The 18,300-nt window shown below is 71.5% G+C and carries 18 protein-coding genes; 7 read left to right on the plus strand and 11 right to left on the minus strand.

Features of this window, described 5'->3' with window-relative positions; all coding sequences use genetic code 11:
* Window positions 1-2: 2 nt before the first annotated feature.
* From Q0Q47_RS23585 to dalD, 5 genes are all read right to left on the minus strand, one after another.
* Window positions 3-968 carry an NAD-dependent epimerase/dehydratase family protein gene (locus Q0Q47_RS23585; RefSeq protein ID WP_293865722.1) on the minus strand — a complete coding sequence of 322 codons (966 nt, stop codon included), beginning with the start codon at window positions 966-968 and terminating at the stop codon, window positions 3-5.
* Between the two features lie 4 nt (window positions 969-972).
* Window positions 973-1,563 carry an acyltransferase gene (locus tag Q0Q47_RS23590; RefSeq protein ID WP_293865723.1) on the minus strand — a complete coding sequence of 197 codons (591 nt, stop codon included), beginning with the start codon at window positions 1,561-1,563 and terminating at the stop codon, window positions 973-975.
* 42 nt (window positions 1,564-1,605) lie between these two features.
* Window positions 1,606-2,547 carry a Gfo/Idh/MocA family oxidoreductase gene (locus Q0Q47_RS23595; RefSeq protein WP_293865724.1) on the minus strand — a complete coding sequence of 314 codons (942 nt, stop codon included), beginning with the start codon at window positions 2,545-2,547 and terminating at the stop codon, window positions 1,606-1,608.
* A 255-nt stretch (window positions 2,548-2,802) separates the two neighbouring features.
* Window positions 2,803-3,453, minus strand: a complete 651-nt coding sequence (locus tag Q0Q47_RS23600) for a MarR family transcriptional regulator (protein WP_293865726.1) — start codon at window positions 3,451-3,453, stop codon at window positions 2,803-2,805.
* Window positions 3,454-3,580: 127 nt separating this feature from the next.
* A complete protein-coding gene (dalD, locus tag Q0Q47_RS23605; RefSeq protein WP_293865728.1) occupies window positions 3,581-4,972 on the minus strand; it encodes a D-arabinitol 4-dehydrogenase in 1,392 nt (463 codons plus the stop codon).
* A 182-nt stretch (window positions 4,973-5,154) separates the two neighbouring features.
* Between dalD and asnB the strand changes: the two genes are divergently transcribed.
* From asnB to Q0Q47_RS23625, 4 genes are all read left to right on the plus strand, one after another.
* Window positions 5,155-7,092 (plus strand): asparagine synthase (glutamine-hydrolyzing), encoded by a 1,938-nt coding sequence (gene asnB / locus Q0Q47_RS23610; RefSeq protein ID WP_293865730.1) that lies wholly within the window; start codon window positions 5,155-5,157, stop codon window positions 7,090-7,092.
* Window positions 7,089-8,213 (plus strand): glycosyltransferase family 4 protein, encoded by a 1,125-nt coding sequence (locus Q0Q47_RS23615; protein ID WP_293865732.1) that lies wholly within the window; start codon window positions 7,089-7,091, stop codon window positions 8,211-8,213. Before asnB ends, Q0Q47_RS23615 begins: the two co-directional genes overlap by 4 nt.
* Window positions 8,214-8,280: 67 nt before the next feature.
* Complete coding sequence (locus Q0Q47_RS23620; protein ID WP_293865734.1) at window positions 8,281-9,564, plus strand: nucleotide sugar dehydrogenase; 1,284 nt, start codon at window positions 8,281-8,283, stop codon at window positions 9,562-9,564.
* 376 nt (window positions 9,565-9,940) lie between these two features.
* Window positions 9,941-11,278: an MFS transporter gene (locus Q0Q47_RS23625; protein WP_293865736.1), complete on the plus strand. Its 1,338-nt coding sequence runs from the start codon at window positions 9,941-9,943 to the stop codon at window positions 11,276-11,278.
* A gap of 111 nt (window positions 11,279-11,389) precedes the next feature.
* Here Q0Q47_RS23625 and Q0Q47_RS23630 read toward each other — a convergent pair whose 3' ends face one another.
* The gene (locus Q0Q47_RS23630; RefSeq protein WP_293865738.1) at window positions 11,390-13,612 is read right to left on the minus strand and encodes a SulP family inorganic anion transporter; all 2,223 of its coding nucleotides are present in this window, start codon (window positions 13,610-13,612) and stop codon (window positions 11,390-11,392) included.
* A gap of 177 nt (window positions 13,613-13,789) precedes the next feature.
* On the opposite strand from Q0Q47_RS23630, the gene Q0Q47_RS23635 reads away from it, so the two are divergent.
* Complete coding sequence (locus Q0Q47_RS23635) at window positions 13,790-14,209, plus strand: GFA family protein (protein WP_293865741.1); 420 nt, start codon at window positions 13,790-13,792, stop codon at window positions 14,207-14,209.
* Between the two features lie 8 nt (window positions 14,210-14,217).
* Here the strand turns inward: Q0Q47_RS23635 and Q0Q47_RS23640 are convergent, their stop codons facing one another.
* From Q0Q47_RS23640 to Q0Q47_RS23655, 4 genes are all read right to left on the minus strand, one after another.
* The gene (locus Q0Q47_RS23640; RefSeq protein WP_293865744.1) at window positions 14,218-14,487 is read right to left on the minus strand and encodes a hypothetical protein; all 270 of its coding nucleotides are present in this window, start codon (window positions 14,485-14,487) and stop codon (window positions 14,218-14,220) included.
* 81 nt (window positions 14,488-14,568) lie between these two features.
* Window positions 14,569-14,874, minus strand: coding sequence for a hypothetical protein (locus Q0Q47_RS23645; RefSeq protein WP_293865747.1), 306 nt, complete (start codon window positions 14,872-14,874; stop codon window positions 14,569-14,571).
* Between the two features lie 21 nt (window positions 14,875-14,895).
* Window positions 14,896-15,234 carry an ATPase inhibitor subunit zeta gene (locus Q0Q47_RS23650; RefSeq protein ID WP_293865750.1) on the minus strand — a complete coding sequence of 113 codons (339 nt, stop codon included), beginning with the start codon at window positions 15,232-15,234 and terminating at the stop codon, window positions 14,896-14,898.
* A gap of 31 nt (window positions 15,235-15,265) precedes the next feature.
* Complete coding sequence (locus tag Q0Q47_RS23655; RefSeq protein ID WP_293865753.1) at window positions 15,266-15,592, minus strand: ATPase inhibitor subunit zeta; 327 nt, start codon at window positions 15,590-15,592, stop codon at window positions 15,266-15,268.
* Window positions 15,593-15,912: 320 nt separating this feature from the next.
* On the opposite strand from Q0Q47_RS23655, the gene Q0Q47_RS23660 reads away from it, so the two are divergent.
* Window positions 15,913-16,389, plus strand: coding sequence for a DUF4112 domain-containing protein (locus tag Q0Q47_RS23660; protein ID WP_293865756.1), 477 nt, complete (start codon window positions 15,913-15,915; stop codon window positions 16,387-16,389).
* Window positions 16,386-16,709 (plus strand): hypothetical protein, encoded by a 324-nt coding sequence (locus Q0Q47_RS23665; protein WP_293865759.1) that lies wholly within the window; start codon window positions 16,386-16,388, stop codon window positions 16,707-16,709. The genes Q0Q47_RS23660 and Q0Q47_RS23665 overlap by 4 nt, the downstream gene beginning before the upstream one ends.
* Before the next feature lie 18 nt (window positions 16,710-16,727).
* On the opposite strand, the gene Q0Q47_RS23670 is transcribed toward Q0Q47_RS23665, so the two are convergent.
* Complete coding sequence (locus Q0Q47_RS23670) at window positions 16,728-17,888, minus strand: M20 aminoacylase family protein (protein WP_293865762.1); 1,161 nt, start codon at window positions 17,886-17,888, stop codon at window positions 16,728-16,730.
* Window positions 17,889-18,300 lie beyond the last annotated feature (412 nt).

Below are 18,300 nucleotides of genomic sequence, written 5' to 3' on the forward strand. Positions count from 1 at the left end.
GCTCACAGCGCCTTGTTCGCCTTCCGCCAGTCGATCAGGCGCTGGAGCCCGTCGTCGAGATCGATGGCCGCCGTGAACCCGATCTCCTCGGAGGCCCGCTTCGGCGATCCGACGCGGTTGCGCACGAGCGTCGCCTGGCTGCGCGGGGCGTAGTTGATCGGCTGGTTGGACCCCGTGAGGTTGAGCAGCTTCTCCGCGATCTCCTTCAGCGACGTCCGCTTGCCGGTCCCCACGTTGTAGTAACGGTCGGTCGTCGTGGCGTTCATGCCGCAGATGTTGGCGCGGGCGCAGTCCTCGACCGCCACGAAATCGAACGCTTCCGACCCGTCGCCGAGGATCGTCGGCCCCTGGCCGCTGTCGATCGCATCGAGCATCTTCATGATCACGGCGATGTAGGCGCCCTTGTAGTCCTGGCGCGGCCCATAGACGTTCATGTAGCGCAGGCCCACGTAGTCGAGCCCGTAGCGGAAGTGATAGGCGCGGGCCATCGCTTCGCCGCAGATCTTCGTCGCGCCGTAGAAGTTCTTGTTGTTGAAGGGGTGGTCCTCTGTCATCGGCTCCTCGACGGCATCGCCGTAGACGGATGCGGACGACGACCAGACCAGTCGCTTCACACCCGCCTTCACGCAGCCGTCGAGCACGTTGAAGAAGCCCTTGACGTTCACGTCGAACGCCGTGCGCGGATACTCGTGGCACTGCAGGAGCCAGAGCGCGGCGAAGTGGAACACCGCGTCCGCGCCCTTCATCGCCGCGTCGAGAATGTCGGTCTGGGTGATGTCTCCACCCGCCTCGAAGATCTTCACCCGCGGGTCCTTCAGGGCCCCGGCCAGGTTCTCGTGCGTGCCCCGGACGAAGTTGTCGTATATGACGATCTCGCCGACGTCGGTTGCGACCAACTGGTCGACGGTATGCGAGCCGATGAGACCCGCGCCGCCGATCACGACGACGCGCTTGCCGCGAATGTCCATGGGGTTAGCTCTGCAGTGTGAGGGTTGAGCCGGCGAGCCCGTAACGCTCGCCCGTCCTCGGACAGACGAGATCCGGGCCGAGCTTGTCGCCACTGCGGCTGATCCAGCCGGTGCGGCGGGCGGGGTTGCCGACCATGAGGGCGAAGGCGGGAACGTCCTTCGTCACCACGGCGCCGGCGCCGATGAAGCAGTAGGCGCCGAGTTCGTGGCCGCAGACGATGGTCGCGTTGGCGCCGATGGAGGCGCCGCGTCCGACCGGCGTGCGGCGGAACTCGTCCTTGCGGCTCACATGGGCGCGCGGGTTGTTGACGTTGGTGAAGACGCAGCTTGGGCCGCAGAACACGTCGTCGGAGAGCTCGACCCCGTCATAGAGCGCGACGTTGTTCTGGATCTTGCAGCCGTTGCCGACGGTGACGCGCGGGCCGATCATGACGTTCTGGCCGATCGAACAGTCCTGCCCGATCACCGTGCCAGGCAGGATGTGGCAGAAGTGCCAGATCTTGGTGCCCCTGCCGATGACGGCGCCGTCGTCCACGTAGGACGAGACGTGGATCAGCGCCCCGGGGAACCGCGGGTCCTCGCGCATCTCGCTCATGGTCGGTCCTGATCCTTGCTGGACGGGCGCGGCCGCGGGCCGTCAGCGGCCCGCCACCTTGGCCACGTAGGGATGGATCGGTGCCTGCGCGTTGCCCACCGGCAGCTGGCGGAAGCCCGACACGATCTCGATGGAGGGGCGCACCTCCTCGATGCCGAAGCCGCGGCCCGCCAGGATCTCCTGGTAGCTGCGGGTGTGCAGGTCGGTGAAGCCTTCCGAGAACTCCACCTCCTCGCCATCGACCGTGATGGAGCGGAAGGTCGTCTTCTTGCCCTGGACGCTTTCGGGGAGGTCGTTGGCGTCCACGGAGAGGAACCAGCTCACGTCGGCGCGGGCGCATTCCAGGAAGCCGGCGGCGCGGCTGCCTTCGCGCAGATGCGCCTCGTTGCGGCTGACCGGCCCGAACACGAAGCTCAGCATGTCGAAGAAGTGCACGCCGATGTTGGTGGCGACGCCGCCGGACTTGGCGTCCTCGCCCTTCCATGAGGCGTGGTACCAGCGGCCGCGCGAGGTGCAGTAGGTGAGCTCCACCTTGTGGCGCTTGGTGGAGTTCGCGAAGCGCTCGCGCAGCGCCATGATGGCCGGATGCAGGCGCAGCTGCAGGATCGTCGAGATCTTGCGATTGGTGTCACGCTCGATCTCGGCCAGGCCGTCGATGTTCCACGGGTTGAGCACCAGCGGCTTCTCGCAGATCACGTCGGCCCCGGCGCGCAGGGCGAAGCGGCAATGGGCGTCATGGAGGTAGTTCGGCGAGCAGATCGCCACGTAGTCGATCTTCTCGCCGCGGCGGCGCAGCTTGTCGACGTGACGGTCGAAGCGCTCGAACTCGACGAAGAAGTCCGCGTTCGGAAAGTGGCTGTCGATGATGCCGACCGAGTCGTTGGGATCGTAGGCCACGACCAGGTTGCCGCCGGTCTCCTTCATGGCCTTCATGTGCCGCGGCGCAATGTAGCCTGCGGCCCCGATGAGCGCGAATGACGTCACGTGGTCGTTTCCCTGATCTCGGTGGGCCAAAATGATCGCGGCCGGTTGTGCCACCGCGGGCTGCTACGCTTAAGCTTGTCCACGCTACCGCACTTTGGGTGAGCCGCCCTCGCGGCCCATCCATTGCGGCGAACGCTACCGTCCGCGGCCGGACCCGTGCGGCGCCGTCAGGCGGCCCGGGTTGCTCCGGCCCCGCGGGCCTGCCGCGCGCACGGGCCCACGGGGGCCGGCAGCACGGTCACGGTCCGCACGCACTTACGCACCGCGCGCCTCCACCGGCTTGCGGGACAGCAGGCGGGGCACCAGCACGCGGTCCTCGCCCAGCGTCCTGACGGCCCGGTCGATGGCGGTACCGGTGTCGCGGATGGCGCAGACGATGGCGCCGTCCACCGCGCCGGGCGCGAGGTCGGCAACCACCTGGATGCCGACGAAGCGCGGCTCCCCGATCTCGGCATCGACGACGAAGGCGACCTTCACGTCGGCGTCCAGCGCGCACAGCGCCGCGACCTCCGCCACTTCGGAGACGCCGACGAGGGCGACCCTGCGCCAGCCGCGGGCCTTCGCGATCACGAAGACGGCGGCGCAACCGGCGCGGGCCTGGCGGAAGAAGCCGAAGGAATAGGACAGGTATTCGGCGGTCAGCCGCGACTTCTCGGCGAAGCCCTGCGGCGTAAGGTAGTAGGCGTAGCGCCGCGCCGGCACTTCGGAGACCTTCATCAGGCCCTTGCGGATGCAGCGCTTCACATAGGCGTTGGCGAGCCCGAGCGCGATGCCGAGTTCGGCCGCGAGGTGGCGCTGCGACCGCACTTCGCCAGCCTCGACGGCCTGCAGGACACCCAGCATGATGCGGGCGTCGTCAGGGTCGTCGGGCCGCTCGGTGGAGGGCGTGACATGGGCACCGGACATGGCGGGCGTGTACCGCGTTCACGCCATGAACGTCAAGGTTGTGCAACCCGGAAGGCCAAACTTAATGATTATGGTTAAGGAATGTTAACCTTGAACGGCCCGCGCCGCCGCCACCCCGTGCCCGCCTTCAGGCCGACGCCTGTGCCGAAAGCGGCGCGAGCCTGGCGCGCGCGGCACGGATCGCGCTCTCCAGCCGCCGGTCGCCGGTGAGTTCGGCCCACAACGGGCGCTCGGCCACGAGGGCCGCCACGGGATCGGGAGCGGCGACGATGGCGCGGGCCACCGCCGGATCCATGGCCTGGTCCTGGTAGGTCCAGGGAATGTCCCCTGCGGCCCAGCGCTCCAGGAAGGCCAGGAACAGCGCCGGCAGCGCCGCGACCGCGACGATGGTGCCGCCGGCGGCCAGGCGCTCGCGGATCGTCGGTGCGATGAATCCGGGGATCTTCGAGAAGCCGTCGGCCGCGACGCGCTGGTTGGTGTCGGCGATCGCCACGTTGGCGAAGCGGCTCAACACCGTGTCGCGATAGGCGGCGAGGTCGAGGGGGCTCGGCGTGAGGCAGGGGATCACGTCGTCGGTCACGTAGGCTTGCGCGATCCCACGGATCTCCTCGTCGAGCGTACCCTCGTGGATGTATCGGTAGCCCTTCAGGCTGCCCGCCCACGCGATGGCCGAGTGCGAGGCGTTGAGGATGCGGATCTTGGCCTCCTCGTAGGGATCCACCGAGGAAACCATCTCCACGCCGACGCGCTCGAAGGCAGGACGGCCGGCGGCGAAGCGATCCTCGATCACCCATTGCAGGAAGTCCTCGGCCATCAGGGCCGCGGCATCGTCGCGCCCGGTGGCGGCGCGGACGCTGTCGCGCACGGCCGGCGTGGGGCGCGGCGTGATGCGGTCCACCATGGCGTTGGGGGAGGTGGTGTGGGCCTCCACCCACGCTTTCAGCGCCCCGTCCCCCACGAGGTCGAGGAACCCCAGGAAGCCCTTGCGCGACCGGTCGCCGTTGTGGCGCAGGTTGTCGCAGCACAGCAGCGTGACCGGGCCCGCCTGGGCCGCCCGCCGCGCCCGCAGGATCAGCGTCAGCGCCCCATAGAGCGTGCGCACGGGGCGCCCGGCGCGGACGGCCTCGATGTCGGCGGCGAGGTCCGGGAAGCTCGGATCCGGCGCGTTGGCGGGGTCCAGGTAGTAGCCCGCCTCGGTCACCGTGAAGGAGATGATGCGGGTGGCGGGATCGGCGCCCGCCGCCACCAACCCGGCGAGGTCCTCGCTCCACGGCACGACCCGCCCGATGGCGCCCACCTGCGTGTAGGTCCGCTCGCCGGCCGTGCTCACGGTCTCCACCGTGTAGCGGCAGTCCTGGGCCGCGAGAGCCTCGACCACCGCCTCCATGTCCGGCCGGATGTTGCCGCCGACGATGGACCAAGTCCGGTCCCCGGCCTCGTGCAGGCGCTGCAGGTAGACGGCCTGGTGGGCCCGGTGAAACGAGCCGAGCCCGAGATGGAGGACGGTGGTGGGTGTCATGGCATCCTCCCGGACCTTGAAAGACTTGGCATTTTGGGTCGCCGAGCGACGGTTCCCGATTGAGCGCGCTCCCGGGGACCGTCGTCAAGGTGGCCCTGGTGGTTCCGCGCCGGTTGATCCGGTCCGGCGGGACCGTTACGAGCGTGTGCCGCCATCCTGCGCGGCGCCGGAGCCAGGACTGCATGTGCGGAGTAGCCGGCCTTTGGGACCGATCGGCCGACCGGCGCGAGGACGTGGACGCGCGTCTGGCGGCGATGACGGCGGCGATCCGCCATCGCGGGCCGGACGGCGAAGGCGCCTGGAGCGATCTGGCCGCCGGCATCGGCCTGGGCCACCTGCGGCTCGCCATCCAGGACCTGTCGCCGCTGGGCGCGCAGCCCATGGCGAGCACGTCCGGCCGCTTCGTGCTGACCTACAACGGCGAGATCTACAACGTGGCGGAACTGCGGGCGGACCTCGCGGCCGCCGGCTGCACGTTCCGCGGCACGTCCGACACCGAGGTCTTCCTGGCCGGGGTCGAGCGCTGGGGTCTGCGAGCCACGCTAGCCCACACCGCCGGCATGTTCGCCATGGGCCTGTGGGACCGCGAGGAGCGCAGCCTGACCCTGGTGCGCGACCGCCTCGGCAAGAAGCCGCTCCATGTCGGCGAAGCCGGCGGCACGCTGCTGTTCGGCTCCGAGCTGAAGGCCCTCATGGCCCATCCGGGCCTCGCGCGGCGCATCGACCGCGGCGCGCTGGCGTCCTACCTGCGCTTCGGCCACGTGCCGGGAACGGCCGGCATCCTGCATGGCGTGCGCAAGGTCGCCCCCGGCACCCTGGAGCGCCACGGCGCCGACGGTCGTGTCACGGTCGAGACCTACTGGGATCTCGCCGCGGTGGCCGCGCGCGGGCAGGCCCGGCCCGCCACGGGCGACCGGGTGGTCCTGGCGGACGCGGCGGAGGCGGAGATCGACCGGGCAGTGCGCGAGCGCCTCGTCTCCGACGTGCCGGTCGGCGCCTTCCTGTCGGGCGGCATCGATTCCTCGCTCGTAGTCGCGCTCATGCAGCGCCACGCACCCGGCGGCGCCCGCACCTTCTCGATCGGCTTCGACGATCCCCGCTACGACGAAGCGCCCTATGCGGCGCGGATCGCGGCGCATCTCGGCACGCGGCACACCACCCTGCCGGTCACCGCGGCCGACGCGCTGGCCGTGATCCCCGCTCTGCCGACGATGTTCGACGAACCCTTCGCCGACTCCTCCCAGATCCCGACCCACCTGGTGGCGCGGCTGGCGCGTGGCGAGGTCACGGTGGCGCTGTCGGGCGACGGGGGCGACGAGATCGCCGGCGGCTACCGCCGCCACGCGATGATCGCCCACTGGTGGCCGCGGCTCGCCATGGTCCCGCTGCCACTGCGGCGGCTGCTGGCGGGAACCCTGCAGGCCCTGCCGCCCGGAGCGATCGAGGCGCTCGCCGGCCTGCTTCCCGGCGGCGGCCGGCCCGGCAACCGGCCGGAGCAGTTGCGCAAGGCGGCCTCGATCCTCGGCCAGCGCGACGCGCGCGGCGTCTATGCGCGGCTGGTCACGCTCTGGAGCGAGGCCGAGGCCATCGTGGCCTCGCCCGCCCTGCCTTCGCCCATCGACGATGCGGCCGAGGGTGCCGGGCTCACGCTGCTCGGGCTGCTGCGGCTCCTCGACATGGCCACCTACCTGCCCGACGACATCCTCACCAAGGTCGACCGGGCCAGCATGGCGGAGGCGCTGGAAGCGCGCTGCCCGCTCCTCGACCACCGGGTCGTCGAGCATTTCTGGACGCTGCCGGACGCCGCCCTGGTGCAGGGCACGACGGGCAAGGTGATCCTGCGCGACATCCTGGCCCGGCACGTGCCGCCGGCCCTTTTCGAACGGCCGAAGACCGGGTTCGGGATCCCGCTGGGCGACTGGCTGCGGGGCCCGCTGCGCGCCTGGGCCCTCGATCTCGTGGAGGGCGAACGGGCCGACGCGCCCGAGGCGCTCGACTGGGGGCGGCTGGTGCCGGCCGTTCAGGCGCACATGGACGGGCGCGCCGACCACGCCCACCGGGTGTGGGCGCTGCTGATGCTGCTGGCCTGGCGCCGCCAGTGGGGGGCCGCCTGGTCATGAGCACGCCCGTCCTGCTCTACCTCGTCACCGAGGATTGGTACTTCGTGTCCCACCGCCTCCCCATGGCGCGCGCCGCGCGCGACGCGGGCTTCGCGGTCCACGTTGCCTGCCGGGTGGACAAGCACCGGGCCCCCATCGAGGCCGAGGGCTTCGCCCTGCATCCGCTGCCCTGGGCGCGCGAGAGCCGGGGTCCGGGCACGCTGCTGCGGGAGACGGCCGCGGTGCGGGCGCTCTACCGCAGCCTGAAGCCGGCGCTGGTGCACCAGGTGGCGCTCAAGCCGGCGGCGATCGGCTCGATCGCCTCCACCGGGCTCGGCATCCCGACCGTCAACTCCGTGGCGGGCCTGGGCTGGGGCTTCATCGCCCGCGGCCTGCGGGCCGCCCTGGTGCGCCAGGGGCTGGGCGCCGCCATCCGCTGGCTGTTCAACCGCCGGACCGCGGTGACCGTGGTGCAGAACGAGGACGACCGGGCGGCGCTGCGCGGGCTCGGCGTCCGGCCGGAACGGCTCGACCTGATCCCCGGCTCCGGCGTCGACACCGACCTCCTGCGCCCCCTCCCCGAGCCCGAAGGTCCCTTCACCATCGGCTTCGCCGGCCGCCTGCTGGAGGATAAGGGCATCCAGCCGCTGGTGGCCGCCCACGCCATCCTGCGGCGCGAGGGCCACGACGCCGCGCTTCTCGTGGCCGGCACGCCGGACCCCTCCAACCCGGCCTCGATGGACGAGGAGGACCTGGCGGCCTGGCGCAAGCAGGCCGGCGTGACCCTGCTCGGCCATGTGAGCGACATCGTCGGGCTGTGGGCCCGCTGCCACGTGGCCGCCCTGCCCTCCCGGCGCGAGGGGCTGCCCAAGGCGTTGCTGGAGGCCGCCGCCTGCGGCCGCGCCCTGGTGGCGACCGACGTGCCGGGCTGCCGCGACGTGGCCCGGCCCGGCGTGTCCGGGCTGCTGGTGCCGGCCGACGACGCGCCGGCGCTGGCCGACGCCCTGCGCACCCTGATGCTCGACGCGGCGCAGCGCCGCGCCCTGGCCCAAGGCGGGCGGCGGCTCACCGAGGAGGTGTTCTCCGCCAAGGCCATCGGCCGGCAGACCGCGGACCTCTATCTGCGGTTGGCGAAGCGCTGAGATCCCCGGCGGGATTGCCGCGACAGGCCTGAGCGTCTATGGACGGGCCGCACGAAGGGAACACACCATGTCGCACGGTCGCCGCATCGCAGTCATCGGTCTTGGTTACGTGGGCCTTCCGGTCGCCGTCGCTTTCGCCGAGGCCGGATCCCGGGTCATCGGGTTCGACATCGACCGGGGCCGCATCGCGGAGCTGCGCGACGGGCACGACCGCACCCGCGAGGTCGAGGAGCCCCGCCTGAAGGCGCAGGGCCTGCAGTTTTCGGCCGACACGGCCGACCTGAAGGACGCCGACTTCTTCATCGTCACCGTGCCCACCCCGATCGACGCCGCCCGCCGGCCCGACCTGGGCGCGGTGATCAAGGCGTCGCACACGGTGGGTGCCGCGCTGAAGAAGGGCGACATCGTGGTCTACGAGTCGACCGTCTATCCCGGCGCCACCGAGGAAGACTGCGTCCCGGTTCTCGAAAAGGTGTCCGGTCTCTCCTGCGGCAAGGATTTCCACGTCGGCTACTCGCCCGAGCGCATCAACCCCGGCGACCTCACCCACCGCTTCGAGACGATCCTGAAGGTCGTCTCGGGCCAGGACGCGGCGACGCTGGAGACGGTCGCCGCCGTCTACGGCTCGGTGGTGAAGGCCGGCATCCACAAGGCCCCCTCGATCAAGGTGGCCGAAGCGGCCAAGGTGATCGAGAACACCCAGCGCGACCTCAACATCGCCTTCATGAACGAGCTGTCGATCATCTTCCGCGAGCTCGGCATCGACACCGGCGACGTGCTGGCCGCCGCCAAGACCAAGTGGAACTTCCTGCCCTTCACGCCCGGCCTCGTGGGCGGCCACTGCATCGGCGTGGACCCCTACTATCTCACCTACCGGGCCGAGAAGGCCGGCTGCCACCCCGAGGTGATCCTCGCCGGCCGCCGCGTCAACGACGGCGTCGGCCCGCGCATCGCCCGCGAATGCATCCGCCTGCTGCTCTCCTCCGGCCGGGCCAACCCCACCGTCACGGTGCTGGGCCTGACCTTCAAGGAGAACGTGCCCGACACGCGCAACTCCAAGGTCATCGACATCATCAACGAGCTGCAGAGCTTCGGCCTCACGGTGCAGATCCACGACCCGATGGCCGACACGGCCGAGGCCAAGCAAGAATACGGCGTGACGCTGGAGCCCTTCGAGGCGCTCCGCCCGGCCGACGCCGTGGTGCTCGCCGTCTCGCACGAGGACTACGCCAAGGGCGGCTGGGGCCTCGTGACCGGCCTCCTCAAGGGCGGCCAGGGCGTGGTGATGGACGTAAAGGGCGTGCTGGACCGCGCCAGCCAGCCGGACGGCGTGCAGCTCTGGAGGCTGTGAGCGCGCGCGGCGCGAGCCCCCGTGGGTCGTTACGCCGCAGCACCATGGGACCTTCCCGGCGCCAGTTACTTTGACGTGGTGATCCTGGGAGGGCGTGAAACAATCTCCGGTGCGGCGTTGAATCTGACTTTTCCAGCGCGCGACCACCTATCCGCCGTCCTGCCCGGGCCTGGCCCGGGCATCCACGACTTTGCCGGGGCCACGCGTCAGTCGTGGGTGGCCGGGCCAAGCCCGGCCATGACGCGGAGAGGGAGGTGCTCGCTGGACCACCGGAAGGGTCACAAGCTCTGAGCAGCCGCCTCCGGCGGGCGCGCAGGATGAGGGGGTTTGTGCGTGGGGCGCATGTGAAGGGCGAAGCGGTGTGACGAGCGACTCCGTGTCCGACGGCCTGCCCCAGCCACAGCGCAGCTTCGCCATCGCCACGCTGCTGTCGGCCATCGCACTGGCGGTGCTGGACGGGGCCATCGCCAACGTGGCGCTGCCGACGCTGTCGTCCGTGTTCTCGGTCTCGCCGGCCGCGGCGATCTGGATCGTCACGGCTTACCAGCTCGCCCTGGTCATGGCACTGCTGCCGCTGGCGGCGCTGGGGGAGAGCCTGGGCTACCGCCGGGTGTTCACGGCGGGGCTGATGCTGTTCCTGGCCGCGTCGGCGGGATGCGCGCTGGCGCCCTCCCTCGGCTGGCTCGCGCTGGGGCGCTTCGTGCAGGGCTTCGGCGGCGCCGCGATCATGGCGACGACGGCGGCACTGCTGCGCTTCACCTATCCGCAGCGCATCTACGGCATGGCCATCGGCTGGAACGCCATGGTGGTGGGCCTGTCCTCGGCCGCCGGCCCGACCATCGGCGCGGGCATCCTGTCGGTGGCGAGTTGGCCGTGGCTGTTCGCCGTCAACATTCCCATCGGCCTCATGGTGCTGGCGGGCACGCGCTTCCTGCCCGAGGCGGGCGGCACGAGGCGCCGGCTCGACGTCGTCAGCGTGCTCCTGAACGCGGGGATGTTCGGCTCGATCGTGCTCGGCGTCGACCTGCTCTCGTCGCGCGCCTTGCCGGCACTGGGCCTGATCGCGGCCGGGATCGCCTGCCTCGTGGCGCTCGTGCGCCGGGAAATGCCGCGCGAGGCCCCGCTCTTCCCGCTCGATCTCCTGCGCCTGCGCCCGTTCCGCATCTCGGTCATCGCGTCCGTGTCGTGCTTCAGCGCGCAGATGATGAGCTACGTCGCCCTGCCCTTCTACCTGATGCACGACCTGGGGCAGGACGCCTTCACCACGGGCCTCGCCATGACGCCCTGGCCCGTGACGGTGGCGCTGTGCGGCCCGCTGGCCGGGCGTCTCTCCAACCGGGTGCCGACGGGCGTGCTCTCGGCGATCGGCGGGACGACGCTGGCCACCGGCCTGGCGCTCGCCGCGGCCTGGCCGCTCGCCGGCGGCAGTATCCTGCCGCTGGTGCCCTTCCTGGTGCTGAGCGGCGCCGGCTTCGGCCTGTTCCAGACCCCCAACAACCGCAACATGATGCTCACCGCCCCGCGCGAGCGCGCCGGCGCCGCCGGCGGCATGCAGAGCACCGCCCGCCTCGCCGGCCAGACGATCGGCGCGCTGGTGATGGCCGTGATGTTCACCGTCCTGGCCGACGAGATCGCCCCGCGGGTGGGCCTGGCCCTGGCCGCCGTCCTGGCGCTCACGGCGGGAGTGATCAGCACGCTGCGCATTGCCCGGTGAGCACGGGACGGATCGGGCAATGCGCAGCGTGCGAATTCCCTTACGGATCGAACCCGCCTCGACTGTCCGAACGCTCGGCATCCGTGCCGCGTGGTCATGGCAACTCGGCGCTCACGCGCTTTCGTTCGCCCGCACCTGGTCCGTCGTCACGGCCAGCCGCTCGGCCAGCACGCCGGCCACGTTCCTGTAGAACAGGGCGGCGATGAGCGGGTCTTCCTGGCTCATGCGCTCGAACGCGGCCCGCGAGAGGCTGAAGCAGGCGAGCGGCTCGTCGGCGACGATGGAGGCGGTGCGGCGGGAGCCCTGCAGGAAGGCGATCTCGCCCACCGTGGTGCCGGCGGCGAAGCTGCCGACGCGGATGGCGTCGCGCGCCTCCCCGGCCGTCACGCGGATGCTGACCGACCCCTGGACGAGGATCCAGATGGTGTCGCCCTCGTCGCCCTCGCGGCACAGGAACGCGCCGCGGGCGAGGTCGAGCGGAGTGAGCCGCTGGCGGAAGCGCTCGAGCTGGTCGGGGGCGAAGCCGCGCGTCACGTCCGCCTCGCCGAGCGGGCGCGGCAGGTCGGCCTTCACGAGGCCGGCGCTGCGGGCCAGCACGAGGTCCTCGGCCCATTCCAGGCCCGCCTCGCGGTCGGCGAACACGAGGATCTGGTGGGCGGTGTCGGTGTTGCGCAGCTCGTCCACCATGAAGGCGAGGCTGGAGGGCACGCCGCAGATGGCGACGAGGCGCGCAGCGCGGCGGGCCTGCCGCGCCAGGGCGCCGATGGTGGCGATGGCCGAGACGTCGATGGAGGTGACGCGCCGCAGGTCCAGCATCACGATCCGGGTCGCGGCGTCGAGGCGGGCCACCTCGCGGGTGAGCTCGACCGCATTGCCGAAGAACACGGGCCCCTGCAGCACCAGCACCACCGTCTCGCGCGGGTGCGCGCGCAGCACGGCGAGGTCGTCGAGCGGCCGGGCCTTGCGGGACCGGGCCGCGTCCCCCGTCAGCCGGGCCCGGATGAGCGGGCTCACCGTGTCGGCGATGAAGATCCAGCACGCAGCGGCGATGCCGAGCGCGGCGCCCAGCACGATGTGGCCGGAGGCGGTGGCGACCATGACGATCGCGATGACGGCGAGGCTGCGCCGCCCCACGTGTCGCGAGGCCCGGTTGGAGGCGCGCGTCATGCGCAGCACCTGCCGCGCGCTCCAGGCATCGAAGATGCCGATGCCGACGAGCACGAGTTGCCCGCAGACGACGATCACCGGCACGTAGTCGAGCAGCCGGATGCCGATGGTGGCGATGAGCACCAGCACCGCGCCGCGGACGAGATCGCCCAGCGGCCCGACGCCGCCCGAGTGCCAGCGCGCGGCGGTTTGCGAGACGCTGCCGCTGGAGGGCACGCCCATGGGGGCGGAGAGAAGGTTGGTGAGGCCGAGCCAGGTGAGCTGCCGGTGCTTGTCGAGCCGCTGCTGCGAGGCGTTCTCCACCATGCGCGCGGTCATGCTCATCTCGACGATGCCGATGGCCGCGACGGTGAGCGCGGCGAGGGCGACCTGCCAGAGCAGCAGACTCGGCAGGCCCGACACCGCGGCCAGCACCTCGGACGGTGTGGTGAGCGCAGCGTCCAGCGTGCCGCGGGCCACCGTGAGCCGGGGCCCGAGCCAGGTCTCCGGCACCACCGCCAGCGCCGCGTAGTAGAGGGCGAGGCCAATGGCGAAGTTGACGGCCGGTGCCGGCAGGCCGGGCAGGCGCCGGGGCACCGTGAGCCCCAGCAGGGTGAACACCGCCAGGAACGCGAGCGGAGCCCACTCGCCCGGCCCCGCCGGCGGGTGCGAGACCAGCTCGGCCCACGAGGTCCGGTGCAGCACGAAGAGCACCTGCGAGCCGATGGTGAGGAAGGCGACCCCGTTGAGGAAGCCCGCCACCACGGGATAGGGCGTGAACTCGATGATGCTGCCGACCTTGAGCGCCGCCAGTGCGAGCTGCACGAGGCCCGTGAGCAGGACGGAGGCCGTCATCAGCGCCACGACCCGCCCGGGATCGCCCTCCAGGAGCGGATGGCTCGCGAGGGAGGCGATGAGGATGGCCTGCGTGACGCACACGGTCGAGACCGGCCCGACCACGGTGCTCGACCGGAACGCGAAGCTCGAGAGCAGCGCGGAGATGGCCGCCGACATCAGCCCGAACACCGCGCCGGCCAGCCAGTAGCCCGGGCCGACCGCCGAGAAGCACAGCACCCCCGCCGCGATGGCGGCCGGCACGCTGACGGTCGCGACCGCGAGCCCCGATCCGACGTCGAGATACCAGGGGCGCTTGGCGGCGGTGCTCTCGACTCGGTCTGACGCAGCCAACACGTGTGCTCCGGGATTGACCGAACTGTGCAGGTTCGTTGAGGGGAGTCAAAACCGGAATATGTGGACGAGGGGCGCCTTGCCTGGCCTTGGCCGCGGGGTCCGCCAGCGCCGCGATCGGGCCTTGTGCCGCCGGCGCAGGCGCGGTCATTCTGTCCCGGAACCGGGGAGGTTTCCATGGCGGACCAGGACACGACCGGACAGTGCCTGTGCGGGGCGGTGCGTTGGCGCTTCCGCGGCCCCATCCCCGACGCCACGATCTGCAATTGCACGGCCTGCCGCCGCTATGGCGTGCTGTGGGCGTACGGCCATGACGGCGAGGAGATCGCGGTGGAGGACCCGCAGGGCGTCCTGACCGCCTACAAGCGCCGCGACGTTTCGCCGCTCAGCTTCAACTTCTGCGGCCGGTGCGGCAACCTCGTCACCTGGCGTGGCCTCTCCCCCAACGCGCAGGGCCAGACCCGCATCGCCGTGAACCTCCGCCTGGCCGAGCCCGAGGCGGTCGCCGACGTGCCGCTGCTACAGTTCGACGGGCTGCACACCTTCGACGACCTGGTCCCGCGCGATGGCCGGGCGGTGAAGGACGTCTGGTTCTGAGGAGGCTCTCAAGACCGCTTGGTCGTCGTCCAGCAGGCTGAAGCCGAGGACGTGGACTTCCACACGCCGTTGGCCTTGCAGGCCACGAGGTTGGTCGAGCAATACTGCGCGATGCAGGCGTCCGACTTGCCCTGCGCCCTGCAGGTCTTTTCGCAGCTCGCGTTCAGTTGCGAGCACGACAGCGCGGTCGGCTTGCACCCTTGCTGGGCTGCGGACGGGGACGCGGCGCCCAGGGTGGCGACCAAGGCAACCGATGCGAAGGCCAGCCACGTCTTCATGAGTGCAACTCCCGCTATGGGGTCATTAACACCTCAATTTGCGGCTGCGTCTAGTCCGCGCGTGCGCGCCCCCTTCGCCGGTCAGACCTCGTCGCCGCGCAGGAACGGGCGGGCGGCGGTGACGGCGGGGGCGCAGCCGGGGACGACCTCGACGAGGAGCGCCTCGGGCTGGGCCTGGCCGATCCAGACGGACACCACGGTGCCGGCCGCCCAGAGCGGATCGGCCATGGCCCGACGGGCGACGGCGGGGGCGGCTTCCTGGGCGCAGGCCGCCACCTGGGCGACGACGGCGCTGGGCGCGCGCATGGTGGCGAGCGTCTCGGCCATCTCCGCCTGCAGCGGCTGGATGAGGAAGAACGAGACGAGGGCGGCGACGATGTCCTGCATGGGCGTGTCTCCCGTCGCGCGTCAGTCGGTGGCGTGCGTCTGCAGGAGCGCCTCGCGGTGGAAGGCGCTCAGCCGGGCGCGGATCTCGGAGGGGCGCGCCGGCAGGCCCGCGCGGTGCAGGTCGGCGACGAGCTTGTCGAGCACGTCGGCATCGCCGGGAGCCGTGAAGTCGGCCAGGTGCACCTCCACCGCGTAGGCGGTGAGTGCCGCCCCTTCCAGCCCCATGAGCTGGCCGGCCCAAAGCGCGGCCAGCACGTTGCGGCGGGCCACGACGTTGTCGCGCGTGTCGTCCTCGGGGCACCAGCCGGCGAGAGGCGGCGGCGGCGTCTTGCTCTCCGGGATCTTGGTCTCACTTTGCATCGTCAGGTCCTTGCAAGGCCGCGTCGGGCGATCAGCGCGGGTCGGAGCCGAGTTGCAGCGCGGCGCGCTGCTCGAACTCCCGGAGCTCGCGCCGAACCGCGGCGTCGGTGACGCGCAGGCCGTGGGCCTGCAGGTCCGCCACCACCTTGCCCACCACGTCGTCGTGGCCGGGCGCGTCGAAATCGGCGAAGTGGACGCTCCACGCGTAGTCCTCGGCCTGCTCCTCCGAGAGCCCCATCCGGCCGGCGGCCCACAGGCCGAGCAGCACGTTGCGCAGGGCGACGACGCCGGCGCGGCTGTCATGGTCGAGCAGCAGGGCGTCCGGGCTGGTGAACGTATCGATGGCGTTGGGGGTCATGATGCCCTCTCCCGTCATGCCGGTGAACGATGTCGAAGAAGCGGTCCGACATCGCGAGAGCACCGGCTGCGCTCGCCAGAGGGGCCCGGACCACGGGTCACGGTTGAGGTGGGGGCGCCCGGGCCAACCGTCAAGAGACCCCCGTGCGGGGCGCGGGCGGATGTCGCAGGCCGCCCCGCCTTCGCTTGAAAACCCGCCCTGCCCTCGCGATCTGATGGGCATCGGGGGTCCGGGCCCCTCTGGTCGTCCCCCATGGACGGCGATGTCGGACTCTCTCACCTGACGAGCGCGCCCGCGCGCTCCGATCTTGGGAGACTGCGATGCAAGCGACCACCGCCCACATTCACCCCTCTCACGCGCATCCCTCTCGCGCCGCGGCCTGGACGGCCCGGGCCGGGCGGGACCCTCTCCGCGAGGCGCGGGAGGCGCGCGTCCGCCTCGAGGCCCTGGCGCGGCTGCTCGACAGCGCGCTGCGCGTGCCGGGCACCAACATCCGCTTCGGCGCCGACGCGATGCTCAACCTCGTTCCGGGGCTCGGCACCCTCGCGGCCCAGGGCCTCTCCGCCTACTTGATCTGGGAGGCCCGCCGCCTCGGCGCGCCCACCGGCATGCTGGTGCGCATGGCCGCCAATGTCGGCATCGACTTCGCCATCAGCGCCGTGCCCGTGGTGGGCTGGCTCAGCGACGTGTTCTACAAGGCCAACCTGCGCAACATGGCGCTCCTGCGCCAACATCTCGACGCTGTGGAGGGCCTGGACAGGCGGGACGGCCCGCACCGGCACGGGAGGCGGCCATGAAGGTCGTCATCTGGCTCCTGGCCGCCGCCGTCTTCGGCCTCTGGTCGCTCTTCTCCTGGGGGGCCCACAGCCTCATCGGCTGGGCCGGACAGACGGGCGCCCGCAACGCCGACTGGCTCACCGGCCACCCCGAGACCGTGGAATGGCTCTCCTGGGGCGCCGCCACCTTCGGCAGCCTCGGCGAGGGTGTGGTGGTGGTGACCTGGGCGATCGGCTCGCTGGTGATCGCCGCGGGCGCGGTGGCCGCCAACGCGCTGTGGCTGCGCTGGCGCAACCGGCGTGGCGGGCGGCCCATGCAGTGGCAGGGGCGCATGCGCTGAGGCAGGCCGCTGGGCCGTTCACGCCAACGGCAGCCGCCGCTCCACGAGGGCCTTGAAGAAGGCCACGCCGTAGGGGATGGCGGCGTCGTTGAAATCGTACCGGGCCTCGTGGACGGACGGCCCCTCGCCGTTGCCGATGAGCAGGATGGCGCCGGGCCTGGCCTCCAGCATGAAGGCAAAATCCTCCGAGCCCATCAGCGGCTCCATCGCGTCGTCGACCCTGTCGTGGCCGACCAGCGCGCGCGCCGCCTCGACCGCGAACCGCGTCTCGCGTGCATGGTTCACCGTGGGCGGAAACAGCCGCTTGTAGGTCACCGTGGCCGTGGCGCCGTAAGCCTGCGCGACATGGGTGGCGATGTCGGCGATGCGCCTCTCGATGAGCTCGCGCGTGGCCGGATCGAAGGTGCGCGTCGTGCCGCCCATTTCGGCGACCTGGGGGATGACGTTGCCCGCCTTGCCGCCGCTCATCCAGCCGACCGTCACGACGGCGCACTGCCGGGGATGGACGTTGCGGGACACGATGGTCTGCAGGGCCAGCACCACGTTGGCCCCGACGACGAGCGGATCCACGCTGGCGTGGGGCGAGGCCCCGTGCGCGCCCTTCCCCTCGATCCGGATCCGGAAGCCGTCGGCCGAGGCGGCGAGCGGGCCGCTGGCCGTGGCGAAGGCGCCGACCGGCAGGCCCGGCTCGGTGTGGAGGGCGTAGACCTCGTCGATCCCGAAGCGCTCCATCAGCCCGTCCTCGACCATCGCCTTGCCGCCCCCGCCGCCTTCCTCGGCCGGCTGGAAGATCACGACGGCGCTGCCGTCGAAGGCGCGGGTCCGGGCCAGGGCGCGGGCGGCGCCGAGCAGCATGGCGGTGTGCCCGTCGTGCCCGCAGGCATGCATCACCCCCGGGATCGTGGACGCCCAGGGCGCGCCCGTCTCCTCCGCGATGGGCAGGGCGTCCATGTCCGCCCGCAGGCCGACGACCCTGCCGCTGCCGCGCGCCCGGCCATGGATGACGCCGACGACGCCGGTGCGGCCGATGCCGGTGACCACCGCGTCGCAGCCGAACTCCCGCAGCCTGTCGGCCACGAGGCCGGCCGTCCGGTGCACCTCGAACTGCAGTTCGGGATGGGCATGAATGTCGCGGCGCCAGGCCACGACGTCCGCGATGTCAAGGTCTGGCTCGATCATCGGGCAGGCTCGTTCGGGGGTGGCGCCATGGGCGGTTCAGACACCTCGCCGCGCGAAGCGGCGGCGAGGGCCCGGCGTCCGCTGGCCGGCGTTCGGGGGTTCGAAGCGCGAAGCCCGGTGGCCGGCCAGTGAAACCCCGCCGGGGAGCCGTGTCCAGCCATACCCGACTGGCGCCGCCGGCGTGGGTGCCTCTCTCCCCGTTGTCGCCGCGACACATCTGCTGCCGAGCCGGAAGAAAGGGCGCACTCCCTCCCCTGCAGGGGAGGGTGGCAGCCGCAAAGCGGCTGACGGGTGGGGACCGCGGCGCAGAACGAGGCGGACGTGTCGAGGCCGGCCCTTTTTGGTGATGCTAAGTCTTGCCGCACCGTCCCCACCCGTCTCGCGCTTCGCGCGATCCACCCTCCCCTGCAGG

This window comes from uncultured Alsobacter sp., from assembly GCF_945952055.1.
Taxonomy (GTDB): domain Bacteria; phylum Pseudomonadota; class Alphaproteobacteria; order Rhizobiales; family Beijerinckiaceae; genus Alsobacter.